The following is a 25,245-nucleotide window of genomic DNA, read 5'->3' as shown; positions in this document are numbered from 1 at the left end:
TTCACTTCAGGTCTGTGCTGGGTGCCATGGGAAGGTGCCCATGTCTACCCGCTTCCAATGTGGCACGTGCATCGACAAAAGCCAGAGCGGATTGAAAACAGGCCCACATTTTTATGCGGGCCTGTTCAATAGGTTGCTGGCCGGGCGCTGTGGTGGCGCCTTGACGGCTCGGGTGTTCAGTATGTCGCTTAGGCGGTTGCTGATTTGACCACGGCAGTCAGCGCGGTGGCAATCTGGTTGATTTCGCCCATGGCATCGATTCGATTCAACACGCCCTTGCTGTCATAGTAGCTGATCAGCGGGGCCGTCTGCGCATGATAGGCGGCCAGCCGACTGGTGACCGTCTCGGCATTGTCATCAGCACGACGCGTCATATCTGTGCTGCCACACGCATCGCAGGTGCCAGCCACGCGTGGCTGTTTGAACTGGTCATGATAGCCTTCACCGCAACCGCCACAGGTGTAGCGCCCGGCCACGCGGGCCACCATCGCGGCGTCATCCACCTCAAGGCTGACGGCGGCATTGATCCGCTGACCCGATTCCGCCAGCAGCCGGTCCAGCGCCTCGGCCTGCACCGTGGTGCGGGGGAACCCGTCGAGGATCACTCCCTTGGCGCAGTCTGGTTCGGCCAGCCGGTCGCGCAGGATGTCGATGACAATCTCATCGCTGACCAGCTCCCCGGCCTCCATCACTGCCTTCGCTGCAAGACCTGCAGGGGTGCCAGCAGCTACGGCCGCCCGCAATAGGTCGCCGGTCGACAGTTGCACCAGGCCGAACCCTTGTTCCAGTTTGCGCGCTTGCGTCCCTTTACCCGCGCCAGGAGGGCCGAGCAGGATCAAGACAGCGGGGCGGGTGAGTACGGCAGTCTCCATGTCAGCAGTCATCCTTTGTTGGCCCGATTTGAGATGAGATCATCCACCACCGACGGATCGGCGAGGGTTGAGGTGTCGCCAAGGCTGCCAAAATCATTCTCCGCAATCTTGCGCAGAATGCGGCGCATGATCTTGCCGGAACGGGTTTTCGGCAGGCCCGGCGCCCATTGGATCACATCGGGGGAGGCAATCGGGCCAATCTCGGTGCGGACCCAGGTGCGCAACTCCTTTAGCAATTCGTCCGACGGTTCGCGGTCGTTCATCAGGGTGACATAGCAATAAATGCCCTGACCTTTGATGTCATGCGGGTATCCGACCACAGCGGCTTCGGCCACGGCGGCGTGGGCCACAAGGGCGCTTTCGACCTCGGCGGTGCCCATCCGGTGACCCGAGACATTGATCACATCATCAACGCGACCGGTGATCCAATAGTCGCCATCGGCGTCACGACGGCAGCCATCGCCGGTGAAGTAGTAGCCCTTGTAGTCGGAGAAATAGGTTTTCTCGAACCGCTCATGGTCGCCCCAGACGGTGCGCATCTGGCCGGGCCAGCTGTCCTTGATGCAGAGAACGCCCTCAACACCATTGCCCGCAATCTCTTCGCCTGATTGGGGGTCAAGCACAACAGGGGCCACACCGAAGAAGGGCTTCATCGCCGCACCGGGTTTTGTCGCATGGGCACCGGGCAGGGGTGTCATCAGGTGACCACCGGTTTCGGTCTGCCACCAAGTGTCGACAATCGGGCATTTCCCTTTGCCGATGACATCATTGTACCAGGTCCAAGCCTCGGGATTGATCGGCTCGCCCACGGTGCCAAGGGTGCGCAGGGAAGACAGGTCGCATTTTTCGACCCATTCATTACCCTGACCCATCAAGGCGCGCAGCGCAGTAGGGGCGGTGTAGAACTGCGTCACCTTATGCTTGTCGCAGACCTGCCAGAACCGGCTCGCATCGGGGTAGGTTGGCACGCCTTCAAACATCAGCGTGGTGGCACCATTGGCCAGCGGCCCATAGACGATATAGCTATGACCGGTCACCCAGCCGACATCTGCCGTGCACCAGTAGATATCACCGTCATGGTAATCAAAGGTGACCTCATGTGTCATTGCCGCATAGGTCAGGTAGCCGCCGGTGGTATGGACAACGCCCTTGGGCTGACCGGTGGAGCCGGAGGTATAGAGGATGAACAGCGGATCTTCTGCGTTCATCTCTGCGGGTTTGGAGTAGTCATTCGCCTCCAACGCCATCTCGTTGTAGTCGTGGTCGCGCCCGTCCACCCAGGTCGTCTGGCCGCCGGTGCGTTTCACCACCAAACATTTCACAGTGTCCTTGGTGTGCAGGAGCGCGGCGTCGGCGTTGGATTTCAGCGGTGTCTTGCGGCCACCACGAGGGGCCTCATCTGCGGTGATGAGGACCTTGGCATCGCAGCCATTGATCCGCGCGGCAAGCGCATCGGGGGAGAAACCCGCAAAGACAATGGAGTGAATTGCGCCGATCCGGGCGCAGGCCAGCATGGCATAGGCGGCTTCGGGGATCATCGGCAGATAGATCACCACCCGGTCCCCTTTGCGCACGCCCATGGTTTCCAACACATTGGCCATACGGCAGACGCGGGTGTGGAGTTGCTTGTAAGAGATGTGCTGCGCAGCCTCATCCGGGCTGTCGGGCTCCCAGATGATTGCGGTCTGATTGCCGCGGGTGTCAAGGTGGCGGTCGATGCAGTTGGCGGCTACATTCAGCGTGCCATCTGTGTACCAGTTGATTGAGACATTGCCGAGCGTGAAGTCCACGTCCTTCACTTGAGTAAAGGGTTTGATCCAGTCGATCCGCTCCGCCTGCTGACGCCAGAACCCTTCTGGATCCTGCATTGAAGCGGTGTACATTTCGTCATATTGTGCGGCGTTGACATGGGCGCGTGCTACCGTCTCCTCCGACGGCGCATAGGCTTTGCTGTCGCTCTCCTGGGTCATCTTGTGTCCCTCCCTCCAGTCTGTTCTCGGAATGGCACACCACAGCGCACGGCGGGATGTGTCAAACTTTTTCCGTCCTCCGCAGCGATAATACCCAAGCTTGAAAATAAGGAAATAAGTGTCCGTGGAATAAGGGTTTACCTGTAAAGGTATTTCCCCATAGGTGGCACAACTGTAAATCACATGGGTTGGTGTGGAAGTAATATAATATTTATCATGACGTTAGCTGTAAAATATTGGCCTGGGTTTCGGGGCTGCTATTCCGGGCGCAGCGCAGTGCTGGCGCTATCAGCCTGTGGCGACTGGCCCCATCGCCTGCGGCAAACTGTGACAGGCGGTCGGGCGTCAGACCGTTGTTTGAGCGTTCATGGCAGTCAAGAAGTATCCATACACCCATCATGTGAGCAGGTTTTGTGCCCATGCCACACGGCGGTCGTGTGGGGTTGGCAGCGCCGTGGCTTGGCGCTAGCGTGGTGCCAGATGCTCGTCACTTTGCACCTATAACGGGCCTCAATCTGACGATTGTGGTCAGGCCAGCGCTCAGGCGATTGAGAGGCTGGCAAGGGGTAACGGGGCAAGAGTACAAACTGGGAGGAACTCATGAACACTTATCTGACCGCCGCAACTGCGGCGATTGCGGGCCTGTCCATTGCAGGCAGTGCGGCCGCCACCGAATGGAATGTCTCCGTCTGGGGGAAACGGCGCGCCTTTACCGAACATGTTGAAAAACTGGCGGAGCTGGTCTCAGAGAAGACCGGCGGTGAATTCACCATGAACATCAGCTATGGTGGCCTGTCGAAGAATAAGGAGAATCTCGACGGGATCTCCATCGGCGCCTTTGAGATGGCGCAGTTTTGCGCCGGGTATCACCGGGACAAGAACCCGACAATCACCGTGCTGGAATTGCCATTCCTGGGTGTTGCGAACCTTGAGGAAGAGGTGGCGGTCAGCCATGCGGTTTATGCACATCCCGCGGTGCAAAAAGATCTGGCGCGCTGGAACGCAAAGCTGCTGATGACCTCGCCCATGCCGCAGTACAATATCGTCGGCACGGGTGAGGCCCGTGATGAGCTGGGCGAGTTCAAGGATATGCGGGTGCGCGCCACGGGCGGCATCGGCAAGGCCTTCTCCGCCGTTGGGGCCGTGCCAACCTCGGTGACCGCGACTGAGGCGTATAATGCGATGGAATCCGGCGTGGTTGACACCGTCGCCTTCGCCCAGCATGCGCATCTGAGCTTTGGCACCATCAACAAGGCTGACTGGTGGACTGAGAACCTCAACCCCGGCACCGTGAACTGCCCGGTTGTTGTGAACACCGATGCCTATGAGGCGCTGAGCGATGCTGAGCGCGAGGCGCTTGACAGTTCTGTTGACGAGGCGATTGCTCATTATCTCGCCAACTACGGTGCCTTGCTTGAGAAATGGGACAGTGTGCTGGCTGAGAAAGGCGTCGAAAAGGTCACCATTTCGGAAGACCAGCTGGCAGAGTTCCGCAAAGTGGCTGCCGACCCGATCCGCGAACAGTGGATTGCAGACATGAGCGCGCAAGGCCTGCCTGCACAGGAGCTTTATGATCTGGTGCAAAAAACCCTGAGCGATCAGCGGTCAGGCAGCTGATCTTTATATAGTTGCAAAGGGGGCCGGGCAGTTCTGCGCCGGCCCTTTCTTGCGTGAATGCGAAGTAGAAATAACGGGAGCAGGGCATGGCGGGCAGTGCGGCGGTGCTGGAAGATGGCAGCCTGATCAGCAGATGGGATAGGCAACTGCTGCGGTTGGAACGCGTGATGGCGTTGATCAGTGGCCTTGCAGTGTTTTCACTGATGGTGCTGGCGGTGGTCTCGGTTGGCGGGCGCAACGCGTTCAACGCTCCCTTGCCCGGATATGTCGACTGGATCGAGCAGGTGATGCCACTGATTGCTTTCATGGGTATTTCTTTTGTGCAGCGGGATGGCAGCCATATCCGGATGGATCTGGTGATCTCTTCCCTGCGCGGGCGGGCCCTTTGGCTGTTTGAACTTATTTCTGTCCTGCTGATCCTTGCGCTCATGCTGGCGTTGCTTTGGGGCAGTTGGTCGCACTTTCTGCGCTCCTTTGATTTCGCGGCCCCCCTGTGGAGCCGCGACAGTTCAATCGATATCGGCTTGCCGATCTGGCCTGCCAAATTGCTGGCGCCGGTGGCGTTTGCAGTGCTGTGCCTGCGTCTGCTGCTGCAGGTTTGGGGCTACGGCCGGGCGCTGATCCTGGGGCTGGCACGCCCCGCTGCAGTGCCATTGGTGCAAAGCGCCGCAGAACAGGCCGCGGCCGAAGCTGAACATCTGGGCGGAGTGTCAACCTCCGTCAGCGACCGCGACTAAGGGGGCAGGCAATGGAACCTATCGAAATCGGCCTCTGGGTTAGCGGCTTTCTTCTGGCGACGGTACTATTGGGGATGCGGGTCGCCTTTGCTGCGGGTCTTGCCGGTCTGGTTGGCCTTGTGTGGATTTTCTGGGCCAAGTTTGGCTATGATCCCGAGCGTTTTACCAAGGCGCTGACAATCGCCGTGAAGACCGCCGGGCAGGTCCCGCATTCCAAGGTCTCCAGTCAGGCGCTCAGCCTTATCCCGACCTTTATCCTGATCGGTTATCTTGCCTATTACGCGGGCCTCACCAGGGCGCTGTTTGAAGCTGCAAAACGCTGGTTGGCATGGGTGCCGGGGGGGCTGGCGGTGTCTACCGTTTTTGCCACCGCAGGCTTTGCCGCTGTCTCCGGCGCGTCGGTTGCGACCTCCGCCGTGTTTGCGCGTATCGCCATCCCGGAGATGCTGAAAATCGGCTATGACAAACGCTTTGCGGCGGGTGTGGTTGCGGCAGGGGGCACGTTGGCCTCGCTTATTCCACCCTCGGCCATTCTGGTGATTTATGCGATCATTGTTGAGCAGGACGTGGGCAAACTGCTGCTTGCAGGCTTTATCCCCGGTGCCTTCTCAGCGGTGGTTTACGGTTTGCTGATCATCGGGATGGCGATGACCATCAAGGGGTTCGGCCCTGCGGTCACCGGTTTCACCTGGCGCGAGCGGCTGGTTTGCCTGCCGCCTGCGCTGCCGATCCTTTTCGTCGTCGCGACCATTATCCTGTTTGTCTATAATCCCTTTGGTGGCGATGCCTGGGGCACGCCAACCGAAGGAGGCGCAATCGGGGCCTTTGTGGTGTTTCTGATGGCGCTTTATCGCGGCATGCGGTGGGCAGAGCTGAAAGACGCGCTGTTGGAGACGGCAAAACTGTCGGTGATGATCTTCACCATTATCTGGGGGGTGCTGATTTACGTGCGCTTCCTTGGCTTTGCTGAGCTGCCTGCGGCGTTTTCCGACTGGATCACTTCGCTGACGCTCTCTCCCATGCTGATCCTGATCTGCATCCTGTTGGCCTATGCCGTTCTTGGCATGTTCATGGATGCCATCGGCATGCTGCTGCTCACTCTGCCGGTGGTCTACCCGGCTGTGATGGCGCTCAACGGTGGCGAATATGTTTCAGCGGCGGAGAGCACCTTTGGCATGTCGGGTCCGATGTGCGCGATCTGGTTTGGTATTCTGGTGGTCAAAATGGCCGAATTCTGTCTGATCACACCACCCATTGGCCTTAACTGTTTTGTTGTGGCGGGGGTGCGCGATGACCTGACGGTGCAGGATGTGTTCAAAGGCGTGACGCCGTTTTTCATCGCGGATGGGATCACCATCGCGCTGCTGGTGGCCTTCCCGTCAATTGTGCTGTGGCTGCCCAGCCTCGCCTGACGTTTTTACCTATCTTACAAATTTGTAAGGCAGCGGAAGAGACCATGTAAGTCTGAACCACCAAGTTCCTCTCATCAACCGGGGCGCAGTGATCGCCCCGGTCCTACCAAGAGAGGACATCCCATGGTTACCAATACCACCACCGGTATCGTCATGACGGCTACGCTGATCGCCTTTGGCTTTGCAGCACAGACAGCGCGCGCCGAGACGATTTTTGAACCGGATCTGACCTATGAGCAGATGCTGAACGCCCCCATCGGCGTTGAGCAGGCCATGTCTATTGCCAAGGAACAGGCAAAAGGGCGTGTGATCGAGCTCAGCATGGAAGAGTTTAACAGCAAGCCGGTCTATCAGGCCACTATCGCCGCGCCCACCAGCCTGACGGAAGTCACTATCAGCGCCGACGATGGGGCTGTTCTCAGCACCGCGCGTCAGACTGCGGCGACCCCGGAATTGATGCAGCAGTTGATCGAAGAAGACATCGAAGACGTGATGGAATTCGCAGCCTTGATTGATGGTGAATTGTTCAGCAGTGACCGTCACGACGATGACGACGACGACGGCCACTGCGCTGCGCAGGATGACAAGGGCTAAGCCACCGCTCTGAAATAGCTGCTGTCCGGGCTGCAAGATTTGGCGCCCGATAGACGGTGCGACCGGACGGCAGAAGCGACTTAATAAGACATGCGATTTCAGACCGCGATGGATGCGGTCTCAGTGACTTGCCCAATACCCGAGGCACTCAGAGGTGCGGCAATCCGATGATGGAGAGAGACGACGATGAAGATGATTTTTGCAGGTTGTGCGATGCTTGTGACTGTTGCTGCGTGTAGCAACAGCTTTGATGAGCCGCTCCTGACAGACGGCCCCAAACAGGTGGGATATGAGGCAGATCTGGGGGCATGCCGGGCCTTGGCGGAAGGGCATACGGAGAAGACGCTGCAATCCGGTGCTGTCACGGGTGCGGTGATTGGCGGTATTATCGGTGCCGTGGACAGCAAGGATGGCGACCGCGCGGATGATGCGCTGGTGGGCGCGGTTCTTGGCGGTGGCGTCGGCGCCCTTGAGGGACAGAGCGAGCGGGATGAACAGCGGCGCACCATTCTGATCCGCTGCATGCAGGGACGTGGACATCGCGTTCTGGCATGACGCCAAGTCCCGGGCTGCTCCGGTATGGCTTGCGGCGCCGGGGGGCATATGGTCGGATGCGATCAGTCAAAATCGGGCATGACCCGACTTCAGCACCAGGAGGTCGTTTCGGCGGCCCTCTGGTCGCTCTCCCGAAACTGGCGGTGGCTTGATGCGAATACTCTTGCTGGAAGATGATCCCGAAATCGGGACCTGGACGGTCAAGGGCCTCACGGCTGCAGGCCATGTGGTTGATTGGATTGAAAACGGTCGTGAGGCGCTGTTGACAGCGACGACGCGGGACTACGATGTGTTGGTTTTCGATCGGATGACGCCGGATCTGGACGGGCTGTCAGCGTTGAAGACATTGCGCTCGGCGCGGATTACCACGCCCCTGATCCTGCTCACGGCCCTTGGTGCTGTGGAGGATCGGGTCGAGGGGCTAGAGGCTGGCGCGGATGACTATCTCAGCAAGCCCTTTGCCATGACCGAGCTTCTAGCCCGGATCACCGCCCTTTGTCGTCGTGGTCGGGGCGAGGCCGCGGAGACAGCGACCCGGCTCTCGCATCGCGGGCTTGATCTGGATCTGCTCAGTCAGACCTGCGCCTGCAATGGAACAACTGTGTTGCTGAACCCCAAGGAATTTCGCCTGCTAGAGGTCCTGATGCGCTCCAAGGGACGGATTCAGACTCGGGCGATGCTGTTGGAGCGGGTCTGGGATATCAATTTCGACCCGTCCACCAGTGTTGTGGAAACCCATATGAGCCGCCTGCGTAACAAGATCGAAAAACCGTTCGGGCTGGAATTCATCAAAACCGTGCGCGGGTCGGGGTATATGTTCATTGATTAGATCTTTTATCAGGCGCCTTTTTCGGATGAGCGCGCTACGTCAGGCGATTGCCTTGTCGCTGGCCTTTTTGGTTCTGTTGACGCTTGGCGGGCTGCTTCTGGATGACGTCATCACCGAAGAATTCCGTGCCGAGACCGAAGAGGCGCTGCGCGAAGAATATCAGCGTATCAGCGACCGACTGACGCGGGAGGGGCAGTTTCCCGAAGAAGTCGTGACCGCCGAAGTATTTTCGGACAGTGGTGTCGGATATGCGGTGCTGCGGGCTGATGGCAAAGTGCTGGGGCCGGTATTGCGTGGTGCCTTCGACAGCCAGGGTTTTGATATCCTTGAGGCCGAAGCTCTGTTTCAACCCAAGGCGCTTGAGACGCTCGACCGGATCTTCGATCTGATCGACGAGGATGAGGAGGAACAGGCCACCGACAGCGGACCAGAAGCTGAGGAGGCTGCTGCGGGGCAGCTTGGATTTGATGTGGCGTTTGAGAGTGAGGCGGATCTGGGCTGGCGGATATACAGCGGCGCGGTGCTGGATGGCCGCCTTGTCGTTTATGCACCGGGCGTCAGTGCCTTTGGGTCGGATCTGACCAGTGTAATCCTGATTTTTGTGGTCATCCTGTCGCTGCCTGCGCTTATTATTGGGTTGATCTTTGGCATCCGGGCACAGCGCCGGTTGAATCGGATCGGCGCCGGGTTTGACCGTATCGCGGATGGTGAGCTGGACCTGCGACTGGCACCAAAGGTGATCCGCGACGACATTGATGAGCTGGCCGCGCGTATTGATGGCGCGACGGAGCGTCTGCAGGCTTCCATTCGGCAGATGTCTGATTTCTCGGCCAATATTGCCCATGATCTGCGCACACCACTGACCCGTCTGAGGCTGCATCTGGATCAGGCCGATGAGGCTGTGGACCAGACTGCGCACCGGGAGGCGGCAATTGCGCAGATGGATGATATCATAGCCATCTTTGGCGCGATCCAGCGGATTGCCCGAATGCAGAGCCAGGGACGGCGCGATGGATTTGCGGAATTAGATCTGGGCGTGGTGGTCGAGCAGGTGCATGAGATCTATGAGGCGGTGGCACAGGACGCAGGACAAAGCCTGTCCTGTCGGATTACCGACGCCGCCACTATCCAGGCCGACCGTAGCCTTATCATGCAGTTGCTGGCCAATCTGATCGAAAACGCCATTCGCCACGCAGGGGAGGGGGCGAGGGTTGCCATTGATCTGTCCGGCAGTCGGCTGGCGGTGACGGACGATGGCCCCGGCATTCCGGAGGCTGAGCGCGGGCGCGTGCTGGACCCGCTCTATCGACTCGACCGCAGCCGCAACACCGCCGGGGCGGGTTTGGGGTTGGCGATGGTGAAAGCCATCGCTGAACTCCACGAGGCTGAACTGGAGCTGACATCCGGCCAGGGGGCACGCGGATTACGCATTGCGGTGCGGTTTCCTCAGCCTTGAAGGGGAAGGAGGTTCGGTGCCTTGCGTCTCGGCAGGGGTGTTTTTGTATCATTGCGGAAAAAACGAACCGGACGATGCAAATAGCGTTATCGGTGCTTGCCTTGCATTGCTACCAACGCGCCAAGGGGCGCTGCCCGCACCAATCCTGATTGATAAAGACTGCCCATATGAAGTTAACCGGCCCTTTCCTGTTTATTCTGGCCACTTTGATGATCGATGCCATCGGCGTTGGCATCGTGTTCCCGATCATGCCAGACCTGATGCTGCGGGTTGGCGCGCAAAGCACCGCAGAAGGCGCCTTGTGGAGCGGTATCATGATGTCAGCCTATGCTGCCGCGATGTTTCTGTTTGGCCCGATTGTGGGCAGCCTGTCGGATTCCTATGGGCGCAGGCCGGTCCTGATCCTTGCACTTGTGACGCTCACTATCGACTATGTGATCATGGCGCTGGCGCAGACCTACTGGATGCTGCTGGTCGGGCGCGTCATCGCGGGGATGGCAGGCGCGACCTATATTACGGCAACCGCCTATATTTCCGACATTGCCAAGCCAACAGAACGCAGCGCGGCGTTTGGCATGATCGGCGCGGCGTTTGGCATTGGGTTTGTGCTGGGACCAGCGCTTGGAGGGCTGGCATCGGGCCTGCATATCAGCGCGCCGTTCTGGATTGCGGCCGGTCTCTCCGCTCTCAACGTGGTGTTTGGGATTGTTATCCTGCCGGAGTCCCTGAAACCTGAAAACCGTCGCCCGTTTGGCAAACGCGATCTCAACCCCTTTGGTACGCTGATCCGCGCCTTTGTTATTCCGGGGTTGGCGATCCCATTGATCTGCATCTTCGTCTTTGAGTTCGCCAATCTGGTCTACCCGACGCTCTGGTCTTTCTGGGGCCGTGAGGTGTTTGGCTGGGATGGGTTTACCATTGGGGTGACGCTGTCTGCCTATGGCGTCCTGATCGCAGCGGTGCAGGCTGGAATCCTGCCGCAGATGACCAAACGTCTGGGAGATTTTAAAACCCTGATCATCGCGATGGTGGCGGCGGTGATCGCTATGGTCGGCTTCGGTTTCGCCAGCGCAATCTGGGTTGTGGTGGTCTTTCTGCCGATTGCGGCCCTGTCTGATATGGCGCCACCGCTGATCACCGCCTTTGCCGCCAACCGGGTAGGTGAAGACCAGCAAGGGGTGGTGCAGGGGGTGATTGCGTCGCTGTCATCCGTCGCAGCCGTTGTGGCGCCGCTCGTGCTGACGGGGGTCTTCGAACGATTTGTCGGTGAAGCCGAATGGTACCTTCCGGGCGCGCCATTCTTGGTCGCGGCAGTGCTGGTTCTGGCATTGGCACCGTTGGTTTTGCGTCTTAGGGATCATGATAGCCGGTCGTCAAACTGAGCATCCTCGGCCTGAGGCTGAGGTGTTTTTTGGCACATGGTGATGCAATCAGCGGGCCAAAGATTGTGGCTTGCAATATGTATGGGCGCGCTGATGTCCGCGTCAAAAAGTACGCAGCGCCATTTGGCAAAAGAAAAGGGGTTAGAGAGAAATCCCTCTAACCCCTTGAATTTTTTGGCTCCGGCGGTAGGGATCGAACCTACGACCAATTGATTAACAGTCAACTGCTCTACCGCTGAGCTACGCCGGAACGGTCTGTGCCGTATAGCGGTGCGATCTGGTGGCGTCCAGAGCCGTTTTGCGGTTTTTGGAAAAAAATTACCTGGCTTCGGCAAGGTCAGCGCAGAGTTCTGAAACGCGCACCGAAGGACAGCGGGCCATCCGTTGCAACCCGGGATTTTCCCGCAAGATCAACAAGGTGTGCAAAGACATTGCGTTCAGCCGCAACAAGCAGGGAGGGCGGAGTTTCGGTGTATATCCGCGCTGTCAGCTCGGTGACGGTGGCGGGACCGGCAGTGAGTTCGGCAAGGATTGCGGCTTCTCGCCCAGTGCGATGCTCAATCAGCCACGCGAGGCGGGCGGCGGGGGCTGTCACCGGGGCCCCATGGCCGGGGTAAAACACCCGCCAGTCGCGGGCGGCCAGTCGCTGGCAGGAGGCCATGAAATCGGTCAGATCACCATCAGGAGGCGAGACCAGAGAGCTGGCCCAGCCCATCACGTGATCGGCGGTGAAACAAGCATCCCGCCACGCAAACGCGACATGGTTGCCGAGATGGCCAGGGGTATGGATCACCTCCAGCTGCCAGTCGGGTCCGGTTATGGTTTCGCCATCCCGCAAAGAGATGTCCGGCGCGAAACCAATATCAATGCCCTCGCCACCACCGGCCAGCCCGGCTTCGGCGAGCGATGTCATCACTGCGCTGCGTCCGGCCGTGGAGTCGCCAAAGGCATAAACCGGTGCGCCGGTTGCCTCTGCCAGCGGGCGGGCAAGAGGGGAGTGGTCCAGATGGCTATGACTGACCAGAATGTGACTGATACGCTGACCCGGCCCCAGGGCTGCGAGAACTGCCTGCAGATGTGCCTCACTCGCCGGACCGGGATCAATCACCGCAACATCCGCCGTGCCGATCAGATAGGTATTGGTCCCTCGATAGGTCATCGGCGACGGGTTCGGGGCCAGGATCCGGCGCAGCCCTGGTTCTAGCGTTTCGGCGATCCCGGCGGGGGGATTGAAGTCATCGGGTGCCTGCATCGGGTCTGATCCTTGGTGACAAACGGGGCGCAAGGTATGCGCGTTTTGCTTTTCAGCAGCGGGGTCGCGGGGTAGGTGTAACGCATGTTCTTTCAATGGCTCAAACACTATATGCCGCGCAGCCTCTACGGGCGGGCGGCGCTTATTCTGCTGGTGCCGATCGTGACGCTGCAATTGGTGGTTTCGGTTGTGTTCATCAAACGCGATCTTGAGGATCTGACGGTCCAGATGACGCTGACAATGCTGCGGGAATTGCGACTGCTGGAGCAGACCATGGCACCGGCTGCCAGTCAGCAGGAGGCGTTGTTGCTGGCAGAGCCTTTGTTGCAGCCGCTGCAGATGCAGATCCGGTTTCTGGAACCGGAGGAGCCGGTGCCGTTGGATCAGATGGGGCTGCTGGAGTTTTCCGGGCGGGTGGTGCGTAATACGTTGCAGGCCACAGCGCCGCAGTTCATTTCGGCCCAGTTCCCCAACACCCGTCGGGTCCAGTTGGTCCTTGCGAGTGATCACGGTCCGATGGCGTTGGTGTTTGATCGTCGCCGGGTGACCGCGGCGGCACCGCACCAGCTGATCGTGACAGTGATTGCCTTTGGTTTTCTGATGACGATCATCGCTTTTGTCTACATGCGCAATCAGCTGCGCCCTATCAAACAGCTCGCTGATGCGGCGCAGGCCTTTGGACGGGGGCGGACGGAGCCATACTCGCCGCGCGGCGCGAATGAGGTGCGGGCGGCTGGCAGCGCATTTCTGGACATGCGCGCGCGGATTGAACGGCAGATGGAGCAGCGGACTTTGATGCTCTCGGGGGTGAGCCATGACTTGCGCACACCGCTCACAAGGATGAAGCTGGGCCTTTCGATGCTGGACGATGAGGAGGCCGAGCCACTGCGGCAGGATGTGGATGAGATGCAGGCGCTCTTAGACGCGTTCCTTGATTTTTCGCGTGGGGTTTCGACCAGTGAGCCTGAGGAGGTCGATCCCTATGTGATGATCACGCTACTTGTGGATGGCTGGCGCCGTCAGGGTAAGGATGTGATGCTGGGTGAGATGAGCGGCAAGGGCAAGGTGATGCTGCGCGGGTCTGCGATACGGCGCGCGGTCCAGAACCTGATCTCCAACGCAGTACGCTACGGTACGCGGGCGCGGGTATCCGTGGCCATGACCGAGAAATTTCTGCGTATCCGGGTTGAGGATGATGGCCCCGGTATTGCTGAGGCGGACCGCACTGAGGCGACGCGTCCCTTCACCCGGCTGGATCCGGCGCGCAATCAGGATCTGGGCAGTGGCGTAGGTCTTGGCCTTGCTATCGTGACGGATATTGCCCGCGCCCACGGAGGCACGCTGCGGTTGGAGCAAAGTGCTGCCTTGGGAGGGTTACAGGCCGACATCGTGATCGGCCTGTAATACACTGTCACCGGTGCGCGCTCAGATCAGCTCTGATATCTCTACGCTGCGTCGCTCATTGATGGAGATCTGTGCCGCGATTCCCATCAGAACTGCCATTCTCCCGTCATGAAGGCTGACCTCGGCAGAGCTGCGTTCCCTGCGCACCAACTGAAGAAACTTCTGATGCTGATAGAAGGTGGATCCATTGTGATCTCCGGCCTCAAGAAGCGTGGGATCAACCGGGATTTTTTGTGTTTCGGGACCTTTGGGGCTGCGTGGCGAGGTCACCAGCTTCGGCAGCGGCGGCGCGCCCAGATGGGCGGGCCAGAACCGGCCCGGGCCGGGTACGAAGGCTTCGATCTTGCCACGTGGGCCAATGGCTGCGACCTCCTCCTGGTACTCCGCCCCTTCGGCAAACATGCAGAGTTCCAGCATGGCGCGCGCGCCACAGCTAAAGTCCACAATCACATAACCATTGTCGAGAATATCGGGGGTGCCATCGCTGTAGCGTTCATCCAGATGGTTCACGTCCTGCCCCCCGCTGGCTATCACTCGGACTGGCTCTGATCCCAGGGCCAACCGCATCAGATCGAAGAAATGGCAGCATTTCTCAACAAAGGTGCCGCCGGATTTGGCGTCGAAGCGGTTCCAGTCATCAACCTTTTCCAGAAATGGGAACCGATGTTCGCGGATGCTTAGCATTTTAATTCCGCCGGTGGCTGCTTCGACATCACGCAGGAAGGCGGCAATTGGCGGCATGTAGCGATACTCCATCGCCACCCAGACCGGCGCCTTATAACGCGTGGCAAAGGCGTCCAGCCGCCCAAGATCGGCGAGGTTGGTGAACAGTGGTTTTTCCACCAATACCGGTAGGGGGCGGCGTTCGGCCAGCGCTTCCAGCTGTTCCAGGTGGCGGAAGTTGGGGCTGGCAATCAGCAGGCAATCAAGGTCTGGATGGTTGAGCAGCGCTTCAAGGCTGTCCATGAACACGGCCTCTGGCGCCAGTTCAGCCGAAATCTCCCGCATGGCGGCGTTCGGTTCATAGATCGCGCCAACTGCCGTGTTGTCCAGCAGGGCAATATTGCGAAGATGTTCCTGCCCCATCATGCCGCAGCCGATGATTCCATAGGTGGTGGGTCCGGACATGTTTCCTCCTAAGTGAGACGCTGTACGTAGAGCGCCCTTTCCGTGTCAAACCATGTGCGTGAAAACTCAACCGGGGCCAGATCCTGCGCCCAGCTGAGCCGCTCAATGTACCCAACCGTGGTGCCGGGGGGCTTGGTAAACTGCGCCGGCGCCCAGTCGGGGACTGTCCCAAGCGAGACCCGATCCTCGGCGCGACTGATCCAGAACCCCAGCTGCAGGCGGTAATAGCGGTAAAGGGAATCAGACAGTTGCGCGGGATCCACATGACCCGCTGCGGCATCCAGCCAGATCTCCTCAACGGCGATGATCGTGCTGTCCAGATAGCGCAGTCTGCGGATGCGGGTGCCGCGCATGCTGCTGCCGAAGGTCGGCAGGTCCGTGGGTTTGTCGCATTCCGTGACTGACAGAATATCCGCAGTTGGCAGTCCGCCACCTGTCGGCAGTTCCAGGCGAAACATGGAATAGACGCTGGGGGTGGTTTGGGCTGTGCGAACATAGTTTCCAGATCCCTGAATCCGCTCCAGCATTCCTTGTTTTTCCAGTTCTGACAGCGATTTGCGCAGAGTTCTTACGGTCGTTCCATAGGTTTGCGCCAACTGGCGTTCTGGTGCCAGTCGCTCCCCATCCGCGAGCCTCCCAGCCGCAATCTCACGGGTCAGCGCCTCGCTGATCTGGAGGTAAAGGGGCAGTGCAGTGCCTGAGGTGCGAGGGGTGGGCATGAGGCCAATCGTCACGATGCGGAAAAAATTGATACACCATTGATCTACATCAAGGCGCGAGCTATGCAAGAGTTAAGTTGCAAAGAGCGAGGGCGAGGGTGATGAGCGTTGTTCCGGTAACATCTGCAGATCTTGATGCGGTGGAAGTGTCTTGGTTTGCTGCGCTCTGCTCCGATGACTACCAGTTTCTTGGCGTGCCGGATGGGGGGCTGCGATCGTCCTGGGCGCATTGCTCCGATATCGTGAAAGAGGCCGAGGCACAGGGGTTTCGCAACATCCTCTGTCCATCGTCTTATCAGGTGGGACAGGATACCCTCAGTTTTGTGGCGGGCTGCGCTCCGATTACCGACAGGATCAATATGCTGGCAGCGGTACGCTGCGGTGAGATGCAGCCGATCATGCTGGCACGCACCCTGGCGACACTGGACCACATGCTGGAGGGGCGGTTGACGGTGAATATCATCTCCTCTGATTTTCCAGGCGAGAAAGCGGACAGCGCGTTCCGATATCAGAGATCGCGCGAGGTGGTGGAGATCCTGAAACAAGCCTGGACCCGGGATGACATCAACCACAAGGGCGAGGTCTATCAGTTCGAGGGGCTGACCACGGACCCCGCAAAACCCTATCAGACTGGCGGGCCACTGTTGTATTTCGGAGGGTACTCTCCGTCGGCGCTGGAGCTTTGCGGTGAACACTGCGACGTTTATCTGATGTGGCCGGAAAAGATGGAAGATCTGGCCGGTCGGATGCAGGCTGTTCACAGTGTTGCGGAGCGTTACGGGCGCACGTTGGACTATGGGCTGCGGGTGCATGTCATCGTGCGCGACACCGAGGCTGAGGCCTATGAATATGCTGATCATATCGTCTCAAAACTGGATGATGCGCAGGGCAAGGCCATCCGGGATCGCGCGCTGGATGCCACCTCTCTGGGTGTCGCACATCAGGCGAAGAATCGCGATATCGCCGATGAATTCGGGTTTATCGAGCCAAACCTCTGGACAGGAGTGGGACGTGCGCGGTCTGGTTGCGGTGCGGCTCTGGTTGGGTCGACGGATCAGGTGATGTCCAAGCTGGAAGCCTATCAGAAAATGGGCATTCGCGCCTTTGTCTTGTCCGGCTACCCGCATCTGGAGGAAGCGCGGCATTTCGGGGCGCGGGTGATGCCACATCTGAAAACCTGCTCACTGCCGCATGAATATGGCCGGGTGCCGCAATCGACCCCGGCAACACCCTTAGGGAATGGAGAACGTCGTTGATGGAACGTATCAAGATCGCAGAAGGGCTGGATTTCAGCCGTCTGGTCTATGGCATGTGGCGTCTGGGCGATGACAGCGATACATCGACCGCTCATGTTGAGGCCAAGATCGAGGCCTGTCTGGCGCAGGGCATCACCACCTTTGATCAGGCGGATATCTATGGCGGGTACACGGCTGAGGGGATTTTGGGACAGGCGCTGAAGGCCAATCCGGCACTGCTGGATCAGATGGAGATCGTGACCAAATGCGATATCGTTGCGCCCGTGGGGCGCTATGCGGATGCGAAGGTCAAACACTATGACACATCCGCGGCGCATATCACCCGGTCGGTGGAAACCTCGCTGTCTGAGATGGGCATTGACCACATCGACCTGCTGTTGATCCACCGCCCGGATCCGTTGATGGATCACGTTGAAACGGGTCGAGTGTTGGATGATCTGGTCGCCGCAGGCAAACTGCGCGCGGTGGGGGTGTCGAACTTCCGCCCCAGGGATTGGGAGTTGCTGCAATCAGCGATGACGACGCCGCTGGCGACCAATCAGATCGAACTGTCTTTGTCCGAAATCAACCCCTTCACCAATGGGGACCTGGCGTTTCATCAACGGCACGGCCATCCGCTGATGGCCTGGTCGCCGCTTGGTGGCGGAGGCTTAATGACCGGTAGTGGCCAACTGGCCGAACGGCTGGATGCAATTGCCGCAGCGCAGGGCGTGGACCGCGCCGCGGTTGCCATAGCCTTCCTACTGCGGCATCCGGCGCAAATCCTGCCGGTGCTGGGCACCAATAATCTGGAGCGGATCAAGCAGGCCTCCGACGCGCTGAAGGTCGAGCTGGATCGCCCGACCTGGTTCAAACTCTATGAGGCGGCATTGGGCCGGGAGGTTGCATGATGTCTGTGCATGCGGGGCAGGGCAAACACAGCTTTGTCCCGGCGGCTGACAATACCCGGCTGCTGCGCGATGCCTTCGGTCGCTTCGCGACGGGCGTGACCATTGTGACGGCAGCCTGCGAGCAGGGCGTGGTGGCGATCACCGCCAACAGTTTTACCTCGGTTTCGCTGACGCCGCCGCTGGTGCTGTGGTCGCCGGACCGCAACTCGCGCCGCTTTCCCTATTTTGAGGAAGCCCGCCATTACGCCATCCATGTATTGGCGGCGGATCAGGATGATTTGTGTTGGCAGGTCGCAAAAGATGCTTTTGGGCTGAACCATTTGCAGCTTTCGCAGAACGAGGATGGTGTGCCGCTGTTGGAGAACTGTCTGGCGCGTTTCGAATGCACCCGCTCAGCCATCCATGATGGAGGGGACCACGCCATCGTGCTGGGACATGTGGACCGCGCAACCATGCGCGAAGAAGGGGATGCGCTGACATTCTACAAGGGTCAGATGGGCCAGATCGCCGCCTCAAGCTAGCGGTAGGTTGTCCGCGCCGAGGGAGGTCGGGGCGGCACAAGGGGAGGAGAGAGACGCGATGACGGCAGTTTTATCTGTCCTGAATATACTGCGCCCGCTCAACACCGGCCTGCTTGCAGCCGGTCGTTGGGTGGGCGTTTTTGCCATTGGCCTGATGGTTCTGGCGATCCTTATTCAAGTGTTCTTTCGCTATGTTCTGGGCAGTGCCTTGCCTTGGCCGGACGAAGCGGCGCGGTTCTGCATGTTGTGGATGACAGGCCTGATGGCGCCTACTGCATTGCGCAGCGGCGGCTTTGTTGCGATTGACGTTGTCGACTCGCTCTTGCGCGGCTGGCTGTTTCATCTCTTGCAGCTGCTGCTATTGCTGATTGGCCTGACCGTGCTGATCGTGGGGCTCCAGATCGGCTACAAGGAGGTCACGGGGCTTGGCGGGCGCTTTGCCACGGCCTCACTCTACCTGCCGACCTCACTTGGACTCGACAGTTGGTTCCGGGTGCCGCGCAGCTGGATGATGTTGTCCCTGCTGGTGGGTCTTGGACTGCTGATTCTGGTCAATATCGAATTGATCCTGGAACGCATCGTGCGGTTGTTCGGCCACGGGGATCGCCTGCCGGAGCGTCCGGGGATGAGCATCGGAGGGGCTGAGTGATGTTGATCTGGTTCCTGCCGCTGTTTCTGTTCCTTCTCCTGATTGGTTTACCGGTCTTTTTCTGCCTTTTGGCAGCCCCTGGCGCTCTCCTGTGGCTGAATGGGCAAGAACGCGATCTGACGCTGCTGTATCGCAATCTTTACAACGGGATGGACAGCTTTCCCCTGATGGCAATTCCGTTCTTCATGCTCGCGGGGGAGCTGATGAACCGGGGCGGCATCACTCTACGGCTGGTTGAGTTCTCGCAGGCCCTGATGGGGCATCTGCGCGGCGGGCTGGCGCAGGTTAATATTCTGTCCTCGATCCTTTTTGCCGGACTTTCAGGGTCGGCAGTTGCTGATACCTCGGCGCTTGGCTCAATGCTGATCCCTGCGATGGAGCGCGAGGGCTACAGCCGGAAATTCGCGGCGGCCGTGACCGCTGCTAGCTCGGTGATTGGGCCGATCATTCCACCCTCAGGCATTATGATCATCTATGCCTATGTGATGGGCGAAAGCGTCGCGGCGCTTTTCCTGGCGGGCATCGTGCCGGGTATTCTGGTGGGCGTTGGCTTGATGGTTATGGTCCGCGCCATGGCGGATCGCTATGAGCTGCCCGCTGCGCGGCGGGTGGTGTTTGACACGGTCGAGATTGGGGCGATGGAGCGCTGGTTCTCTTTTGGGCTGGTGCGGCTGAACCTTGGTCTGCTGCTGATGCAGTTTGTGCCACTGGGCGAGGGGGCCGGGGCGCAGATGAAATGGCTTGCCTTCCTTGGGGCGGTGCTGTTTGCCCATGGGCTGATGCTGGGGTTGCGCCGCGTTGTCAGCCCTGCGTTTCGCACCATCTGCAAACGGGCCGTGGTGCCATTACAAACGCCAGTCCTGATCCTTGGCGGCATTCTCGCGGGCGTCTTCACCCCGACAGAGGCCGCCGCTGTAGCGGTCGCTTACGCGCTGTTGATCAGCTTTCTGGTACTAGGATCAATGCGCCTGGCAGACCTGCCACAGGTGTTTTCGCGCGCCGGGTTCACCTCGGCGGTGGTACTGCTGCTGGTTGGCGCTGCGATGTCGTTCAAGACCGTCGTCAGCCTCAGCCACGCGCCGGAGCAACTGGCGGATTTCATTCTGACGCTGTCGGAAAACCCGCTGATCCTGCTGTTCCTGATCAATCTGCTTCTGTTTGTTGTTGGCATGTTTCTGGATGCAGGACCTGCGATCATCATCCTTGGTCCAATCCTTGGGCCGGTGTTCACGGATCTCGGCGTTGAATCGGTGCATTTTGCCATCATCATGTGTGTGAACCTGACGGTCGGTCTTGCGACCCCACCCATGGGATTGGTGTTATTTGTGGCCGCTGCCGTCTCGCAGGAGCGTGTCACCACCATTGCCAAGGCGATCCTGCCGTTTCTGGCGATTGAAATAGCGGTGATCTTTCTGATCACCTTTGTTCCGGCCATCTCGCTGACCATTCCGCGATTGACCGGATTTCTGAACTAAGGACTACCAAATACCCAGAATAAAAAGAGCAACAGGAGGAGAAACGAATGCTCAGGAAATTGGCAAAGACAGTGGCCCTGTCAGCCCTGATGGCAGGGACAGCCCTGTCGGCTTATGCGGCAGACTACAAGATCCGTGCAACCGCGAATTCCAACGAGAACGATGAAGACTACGACGGTCTGGTGGTGTTCAAGAACTACGTCGAGGCCGCCTCCAATGGCGCAATCGAAGTTGAGCTGTTCATCGGCACCCAGCTTTGCTCCAACGGGGCGGAATGTTTACAGGGCGTCGCCGACGGCTCGATTGACGTCTATATCTCTACCTCTGGCGGGGCATCGGGGCTGTTTCCCTATGTTCAGGTGCTCGATCTGCCCTATCTGATGGCCGACGACCGGATCGCCGAACACGTTCTTTCGGGTGATTTTACCCGTGCCATGCGCCAGATGGCGCTGGAGGATTCCGGCGATGCGATCCGTCTGATGACCATCGGCAACACCGGCGGCTGGCGGAACTTTGCGAATACTAAGCGGCGGGTGGCGGAACCTGCCGACATGGAAGGTCTGAAGATCCGTACCGTGGTTGCCGACCTGCCGCAGGAACTGGTGAAAGCGCTTGGGGCCTCCCCAACCCCGATCCCATGGCCTGAGCTGTTCACCTCATTCCAGACCGGGGTGGTGGAAGGCTCCAAAAACGGAATCACCGATATCATGGGGATGAAGTTCCCGGATGCTGGCCTGCAATATGTGACGCTGGATGGCCATGCCTATATGGGCGCGCTGTGGTGGATGTCGAACAAGACCTTCATGGATATGCCGGAGGATATGCGTCAGGTCGTCGTGGACGGGTTCTATGCGCTGCAGCAGGCGACGTTTGCTTCACCCAAGCGCAAGTCGATCCAGGCCTATGAGGATTTTGTCGCGGGTGGCGGCGATCTCTATGTGCCGACGCCTGATCAGAAAGCCGCCTTCAAATCCGCCGCCGCGCCGGTCTACGACTGGTTCAAATCCAATGTAACCCGTGGTGATGAAATCTTCACTGCATTGACGGAGGCCGTGGCCGAAGCAGAAGCCGACGTCAACGCGGCGCGCGCGGCAGATCTGAATTGAGTTCATCCTGAGATATCAAAGCGCGGCGCGGGCTCCCCTCGCGCCGCTGCCCCGTTGGTTAGCGAAACGGGTACATCCAGACCTTGTAATCCTCGACCAGAACATGCGCCTTATCGATCTCTGCCGGGGTCATCTTCTTGACCACCTCTTCCAGGCTGATGGCCGCATCGGGGTCACCGCCGATGGCCGACAGCGTGTACCACATATAGGCGCGCACCAGATCGGGGGCGGGCATGCCACGGCCGATTTCGTAATACCACCCGATACCAGACTGCGCCCCCGGATGTCCCTTCATGGCACTGCGCAGGTACCACTCAAAGGCCCGGACATCGTCTTGCTCAACGCCCAGTCCCATGGCGTACATCACGCCGATCAACTCTTCCGCATCTGCATTGCCGGATCGTGCCGCAGGCCAGAGCGCATCATGCGCCGCCGCAAACTGCCCGGCCTCCATCAGATCGCGGGCCTGTTCGATTTCAGCCCAGGCTGGCAGGGGCGCAGTCATCGTCAGGCTGGTCATGCACAGCGCCACTGCGACCAGAACCGGTTTCCATCTCTTGCGCATGTGCTCTCCTGTGTCGTGATGACCATTGGCCTTTGTACGGGGGCGGCCCTGGCAGAGGAACCGCAGCTGCCGCCATCTCTCGGACCTGGTGATTTTTTGCCCGTAGATCCGGCGAAGGCGGAACTGGGGCGTTTTCTCTTTTATGACAAGATCCTGTCGGGGAACAGAAATATCAGCTGTGGCACCTGTCATCATCCGCGTCACGGCACCTCCGATGGGTTGTCACTGGGATTGGGCGAGGGGGCGGAGGGGCTGGGACCTGCGCGTTTCTCCGGTAGCGGCGCAAACCGGGTGCAGAAACGTGTGCCGCGCAATGCCCCGGCGCTCTGGAACCTCGGAGCAAAATCTCTCCGTGTGCTGATGCATGACGGGCGGATCAGTCAAGATCCTATCTATGGCAATCGTTTCAACACCCCGGCGGAGGAATGGTTGCCCAAAGGGTTGCAATCGCTGCTGGCTGCGCAGTCCTTATTTCCCATGACCTCCAGCGTGGAAATGGCAGGTAATGTTGGTGAGAATGAGGTGATAGGGGCCACCCGCGACCGGATTGATCTGGCCTGGCCCATCATCGCAAAACGGGTGCGCGGGGTACGGGCTTACGGAGAGGCGTTCGTTGCCGCCTTCGACCATATTGCCACGCCCGAAGATGTGCAGATCATCGATATTGCCGAGGCGCTGGCCCAGTTCATGGTGCAGGATTTCACATCCATCGACAGCCCGTTTGATGCCTATCTGGCAGGGAATGACGCAGCCCTGACTGCGCAGCAGAAAGCCGGGGCGGATCTGTTCTTTGGCTCTGCTGGATGTAGCGGGTGCCATGCAGGCGCGCTGTTTTCGGATCAGCGGTTTTATGCGCTTGGCTTGCCTGCTTTTGGACCCGGGCGGGCGCGTCGGTTTGATCCTTACGCACGCGATGTGGGGCGTATGGGAGAAAGCGATGATCTGTCGGACGCCTACCGGTTTCGCACGCCTATGTTGCGGAATGTGGAACTGACCGGCCCATATGGTCACAACGGAGCGTTCCCGACGCTTGAACGGATGATCCGGCATCATCTTGATCCTGCTGCGAGCCGTGCAGCGTGGTCGCGGGAGGATCTGAAACTGCCCGAGGCGCCATGGCTGGCGAAAACCGACTTTGTGGTGCAGCAGGACCGGTTTGAGATGGCGCGTCAGGCGCGGGCCCGCGATATCTATCTGCGTCAGGACCTGAGCGATCAGGATATCGCTGCTCTGGTCGCATTTCTCACGGCGCTGACAGGCGAAAAAGCACGCGCGCGGGCCTCGTTCGTTCCTCCCACGGTTCCCAGCGGCCTGCCGGTCGACGGGGCAACGCGCTGAACATTGGATGAGCCGCGACTCTGCGCGCTGCCCGTCGGCGAAATAGGGCTGTTAGTGCCCTAGATATTCACGAAGCGCCGCGCGGCAACCCTGCGCTTGGATCATCGACAGCCAGTGAGAAAACCGGGCAACCACGTCTTGCTGCTCTGATAGATCGCCGTAGATCTGGCTTTGCTGCACCCAGGTCTCAGGGGTTTTCCGGGCGCGCTCCGCTGCGGAATTGCGGGCCTCCCAATCCGGGTCGTTTGGCGCGATATCGCTGCCATCCTCTCGCTGCCCGGTACACATCTGCGCCCAGAGGGCCTCCACAAGGCAAAGCCCGTCAATTGCACCCTTGCTTCGCACAGCATCGCGCAGGATTGGCAGCACAAACCCCGGATGGCGCGATGAGCCGTCATAGGCGACACGTCGCGTGGTGTCGCGGATTTCCGGATTGGAGAAGCGCGCCTCAATCAAGGTGAGGTAATCTCCCGACGCCATTTCGGGTACTGCCGTCACATGTGGTAGAATTTCCGCCGTCTGAACCTTGCGGAAAAAATCGGCCAGCAAGGGGTCTTTCATACAATCGGCGATGGTTGCGATCGACAGAAGCTCCCCCGCGTTGGCCAGCACCTGATGACCCGCATTCAGCACGCGGATTTTCATGCTTTCGTAGCCGTGAACATTGTCGGTGAAGATAGCCCCGGCCAGATTCCAAGGAGGGCGTCCGGCGCAAAATTCATCCTCGATGACCCAATGGCGGTAGTTCTCATGCGTCACGGGGGCGGTGTCCTCAATCCCGTAACCCTGGGCCAGAGCAATCTCAGCAGGACCGGTGGCGGGCACAATGCAATCCACCATGGAATTTGGAAAGGCTCCGGTTCGATCAATCCATGCGGCAAGCTCCGGGTCGGTTTGCTGGGCCAATGTCACCACTGCAGCGCGGGTGATCTTACCGTTACCCTGAAGGTTGTCGCAGCTTTGCACGGTAAAGGCGGGCAGGCCACGACCCCGGCGCAACCTTAGCGCCTCCACAATGGCACCGAATACGGTGCGCGGGCGGTCGGGCCGGGTAATGTCATGCTGGATATCATCATGGTTGAGGTCCAGCCCCTTGTGCTGTGCGTCCTGATAATAGCCACCTTCTGTCACAGTCAGCGAAACGATACGGATGGCTGGGCTGGCCATGGTGCGGATCAGGCTGGCATTGCCATCCTCGACCGGCAGGAAATCTATCATCGGCCCGATCACCTCGGCGGACCGGCCGGTGGGGTCCAGTTCGATTAGGGTTGTCAGGCAATCCTGCGCCAGTAGCCGATCCCGCATTCCTGCATCGGCCGCGCGCACCCCGGCTCCGATAATGCCCCAGTCCATTGCCAGACCCTGCTGCATCAGCTCATGCAGATACCATGCCTGATGGGCGCGGTGGAAATTGCCAAGCCCGATATGGACGATGCCGGGGCTGATTTCGGCGCGGTCATAGCTGGGCCGCCCAATGGTCTGGGGCAGCTGGCTCAATGTGTCATTCGAGAGTTTCAT

At 59.4% G+C, this 25,245-nt stretch carries 23 protein-coding genes and 1 tRNA gene; 16 read left to right on the top strand and 8 right to left on the bottom strand.

Annotated elements, in window-relative coordinates:
- Positions 1–188: 188 nt before the first annotated feature.
- Both GAL_RS10300 and acs read right to left on the bottom strand, forming a co-directional pair.
- A complete protein-coding gene (locus GAL_RS10300; RefSeq protein ID WP_024097522.1) occupies positions 189–872 on the bottom strand; it encodes an adenylate kinase in 684 nt (227 codons plus the stop codon).
- An 8-nt stretch (positions 873–880) separates the two neighbouring features.
- Positions 881–2,842, bottom strand: coding sequence for an acetate--CoA ligase (gene acs, locus GAL_RS10295; RefSeq protein ID WP_024097521.1), 1,962 nt, complete (start codon positions 2,840–2,842; stop codon positions 881–883).
- 600 nt (positions 2,843–3,442) lie between these two features.
- On the opposite strand from acs, the gene GAL_RS10290 reads away from it, so the two are divergent.
- From GAL_RS10290 to GAL_RS10255, 8 genes are all read left to right on the top strand, one after another.
- Positions 3,443–4,459: a C4-dicarboxylate TRAP transporter substrate-binding protein gene (locus GAL_RS10290; RefSeq protein ID WP_024097520.1), complete on the top strand. Its 1,017-nt coding sequence runs from the start codon at positions 3,443–3,445 to the stop codon at positions 4,457–4,459.
- Between the two features lie 86 nt (positions 4,460–4,545).
- Positions 4,546–5,196 (top strand): TRAP transporter small permease subunit, encoded by a 651-nt coding sequence (locus GAL_RS10285; protein ID WP_024097519.1) that lies wholly within the window; start codon positions 4,546–4,548, stop codon positions 5,194–5,196.
- Between the two features lie 11 nt (positions 5,197–5,207).
- Positions 5,208–6,608 carry a TRAP transporter large permease gene (locus GAL_RS10280; RefSeq protein WP_024097518.1) on the top strand — a complete coding sequence of 467 codons (1,401 nt, stop codon included), beginning with the start codon at positions 5,208–5,210 and terminating at the stop codon, positions 6,606–6,608.
- Between the two features lie 123 nt (positions 6,609–6,731).
- The gene (locus tag GAL_RS10275; protein ID WP_024097517.1) at positions 6,732–7,202 is read left to right on the top strand and encodes a PepSY domain-containing protein; all 471 of its coding nucleotides are present in this window, start codon (positions 6,732–6,734) and stop codon (positions 7,200–7,202) included.
- A gap of 186 nt (positions 7,203–7,388) precedes the next feature.
- Positions 7,389–7,757, top strand: coding sequence for a glycine zipper domain-containing protein (locus GAL_RS10270; protein WP_014874423.1), 369 nt, complete (start codon positions 7,389–7,391; stop codon positions 7,755–7,757).
- A gap of 151 nt (positions 7,758–7,908) precedes the next feature.
- Positions 7,909–8,586: a response regulator transcription factor gene (locus tag GAL_RS10265; RefSeq protein ID WP_024097516.1), complete on the top strand. Its 678-nt coding sequence runs from the start codon at positions 7,909–7,911 to the stop codon at positions 8,584–8,586.
- Positions 8,587–8,611: 25 nt separating this feature from the next.
- Positions 8,612–10,042, top strand: a complete 1,431-nt coding sequence (locus tag GAL_RS10260; RefSeq protein ID WP_024097515.1) for a sensor histidine kinase — start codon at positions 8,612–8,614, stop codon at positions 10,040–10,042.
- 167 nt (positions 10,043–10,209) lie between these two features.
- Positions 10,210–11,424 (top strand): tetracycline resistance MFS efflux pump, encoded by a 1,215-nt coding sequence (locus GAL_RS10255; RefSeq protein ID WP_024097514.1) that lies wholly within the window; start codon positions 10,210–10,212, stop codon positions 11,422–11,424.
- Between the two features lie 175 nt (positions 11,425–11,599).
- Here GAL_RS10255 and GAL_RS10250 read toward each other — a convergent pair.
- A tRNA-Asn gene (locus tag GAL_RS10250) sits at positions 11,600–11,674 on the bottom strand.
- An 87-nt stretch (positions 11,675–11,761) separates the two neighbouring features.
- Positions 11,762–12,676 (bottom strand): MBL fold metallo-hydrolase, encoded by a 915-nt coding sequence (locus GAL_RS10245; protein WP_024097513.1) that lies wholly within the window; start codon positions 12,674–12,676, stop codon positions 11,762–11,764.
- Between the two features lie 84 nt (positions 12,677–12,760).
- On the opposite strand from GAL_RS10245, the gene GAL_RS10240 reads away from it, so the two are divergent.
- Positions 12,761–14,080, top strand: coding sequence for an ATP-binding protein (locus GAL_RS10240; RefSeq protein ID WP_024097512.1), 1,320 nt, complete (start codon positions 12,761–12,763; stop codon positions 14,078–14,080).
- A 21-nt stretch (positions 14,081–14,101) separates the two neighbouring features.
- Here GAL_RS10240 and GAL_RS10235 read toward each other — a convergent pair whose 3' ends face one another.
- Both GAL_RS10235 and GAL_RS10230 read right to left on the bottom strand, forming a co-directional pair.
- Complete coding sequence (locus tag GAL_RS10235) at positions 14,102–15,208, bottom strand: Gfo/Idh/MocA family protein (protein ID WP_024097511.1); 1,107 nt, start codon at positions 15,206–15,208, stop codon at positions 14,102–14,104.
- An 8-nt stretch (positions 15,209–15,216) separates the two neighbouring features.
- Positions 15,217–15,927: a GntR family transcriptional regulator gene (locus GAL_RS10230; protein ID WP_024097510.1), complete on the bottom strand. Its 711-nt coding sequence runs from the start codon at positions 15,925–15,927 to the stop codon at positions 15,217–15,219.
- Between the two features lie 101 nt (positions 15,928–16,028).
- Here GAL_RS10230 and GAL_RS10225 point away from each other — a divergent pair, with 101 nt between their 5' ends.
- The 6 genes from GAL_RS10225 to GAL_RS10200 are packed head-to-tail and all read left to right on the top strand — an operon-like array spanning position 16,029 to position 21,824.
- A complete protein-coding gene (locus GAL_RS10225; RefSeq protein ID WP_024097509.1) occupies positions 16,029–17,183 on the top strand; it encodes an LLM class flavin-dependent oxidoreductase in 1,155 nt (384 codons plus the stop codon).
- Positions 17,183–18,073, top strand: coding sequence for an aldo/keto reductase (locus tag GAL_RS10220; protein ID WP_024097508.1), 891 nt, complete (start codon positions 17,183–17,185; stop codon positions 18,071–18,073). Before GAL_RS10225 ends, GAL_RS10220 begins: the two co-directional genes overlap by 1 nt.
- The gene (locus GAL_RS10215; protein WP_024097507.1) at positions 18,073–18,594 is read left to right on the top strand and encodes a flavin reductase family protein; all 522 of its coding nucleotides are present in this window, start codon (positions 18,073–18,075) and stop codon (positions 18,592–18,594) included. The genes GAL_RS10220 and GAL_RS10215 overlap by 1 nt, the downstream gene beginning before the upstream one ends.
- 58 nt (positions 18,595–18,652) lie before the next feature.
- Positions 18,653–19,243, top strand: coding sequence for a TRAP transporter small permease (locus tag GAL_RS10210; RefSeq protein ID WP_024097506.1), 591 nt, complete (start codon positions 18,653–18,655; stop codon positions 19,241–19,243).
- Complete coding sequence (locus GAL_RS10205; protein ID WP_024097505.1) at positions 19,243–20,718, top strand: TRAP transporter large permease; 1,476 nt, start codon at positions 19,243–19,245, stop codon at positions 20,716–20,718. Before GAL_RS10210 ends, GAL_RS10205 begins: the two co-directional genes overlap by 1 nt.
- Before the next feature lie 47 nt (positions 20,719–20,765).
- Complete coding sequence (locus GAL_RS10200) at positions 20,766–21,824, top strand: TRAP transporter substrate-binding protein (protein ID WP_024097504.1); 1,059 nt, start codon at positions 20,766–20,768, stop codon at positions 21,822–21,824.
- 58 nt (positions 21,825–21,882) lie between these two features.
- On the opposite strand, the gene GAL_RS10195 is transcribed toward GAL_RS10200, so the two are convergent.
- Positions 21,883–22,344: a tetratricopeptide repeat protein gene (locus tag GAL_RS10195; RefSeq protein ID WP_040104133.1), complete on the bottom strand. Its 462-nt coding sequence runs from the start codon at positions 22,342–22,344 to the stop codon at positions 21,883–21,885.
- A gap of 63 nt (positions 22,345–22,407) precedes the next feature.
- On the opposite strand from GAL_RS10195, the gene GAL_RS10190 reads away from it, so the two are divergent.
- The gene (locus GAL_RS10190) at positions 22,408–23,727 is read left to right on the top strand and encodes a cytochrome-c peroxidase (protein ID WP_024097502.1); all 1,320 of its coding nucleotides are present in this window, start codon (positions 22,408–22,410) and stop codon (positions 23,725–23,727) included.
- 51 nt (positions 23,728–23,778) lie between these two features.
- On the opposite strand, the gene GAL_RS10185 is transcribed toward GAL_RS10190, so the two are convergent.
- On the bottom strand, positions 23,779–25,245 hold the full coding sequence (locus GAL_RS10185; protein WP_024097501.1) for a mannitol dehydrogenase family protein: 1,467 nt from the start codon (positions 25,243–25,245) through the stop codon (positions 23,779–23,781).

This window comes from Phaeobacter gallaeciensis DSM 26640, assembly GCF_000511385.1.
GTDB classification, from domain to species: domain Bacteria; phylum Pseudomonadota; class Alphaproteobacteria; order Rhodobacterales; family Rhodobacteraceae; genus Phaeobacter; species Phaeobacter gallaeciensis.
Note: the sequence above shows the minus strand (reverse complement) of the source record. Positions and strands in the feature narration are given on the sequence as shown.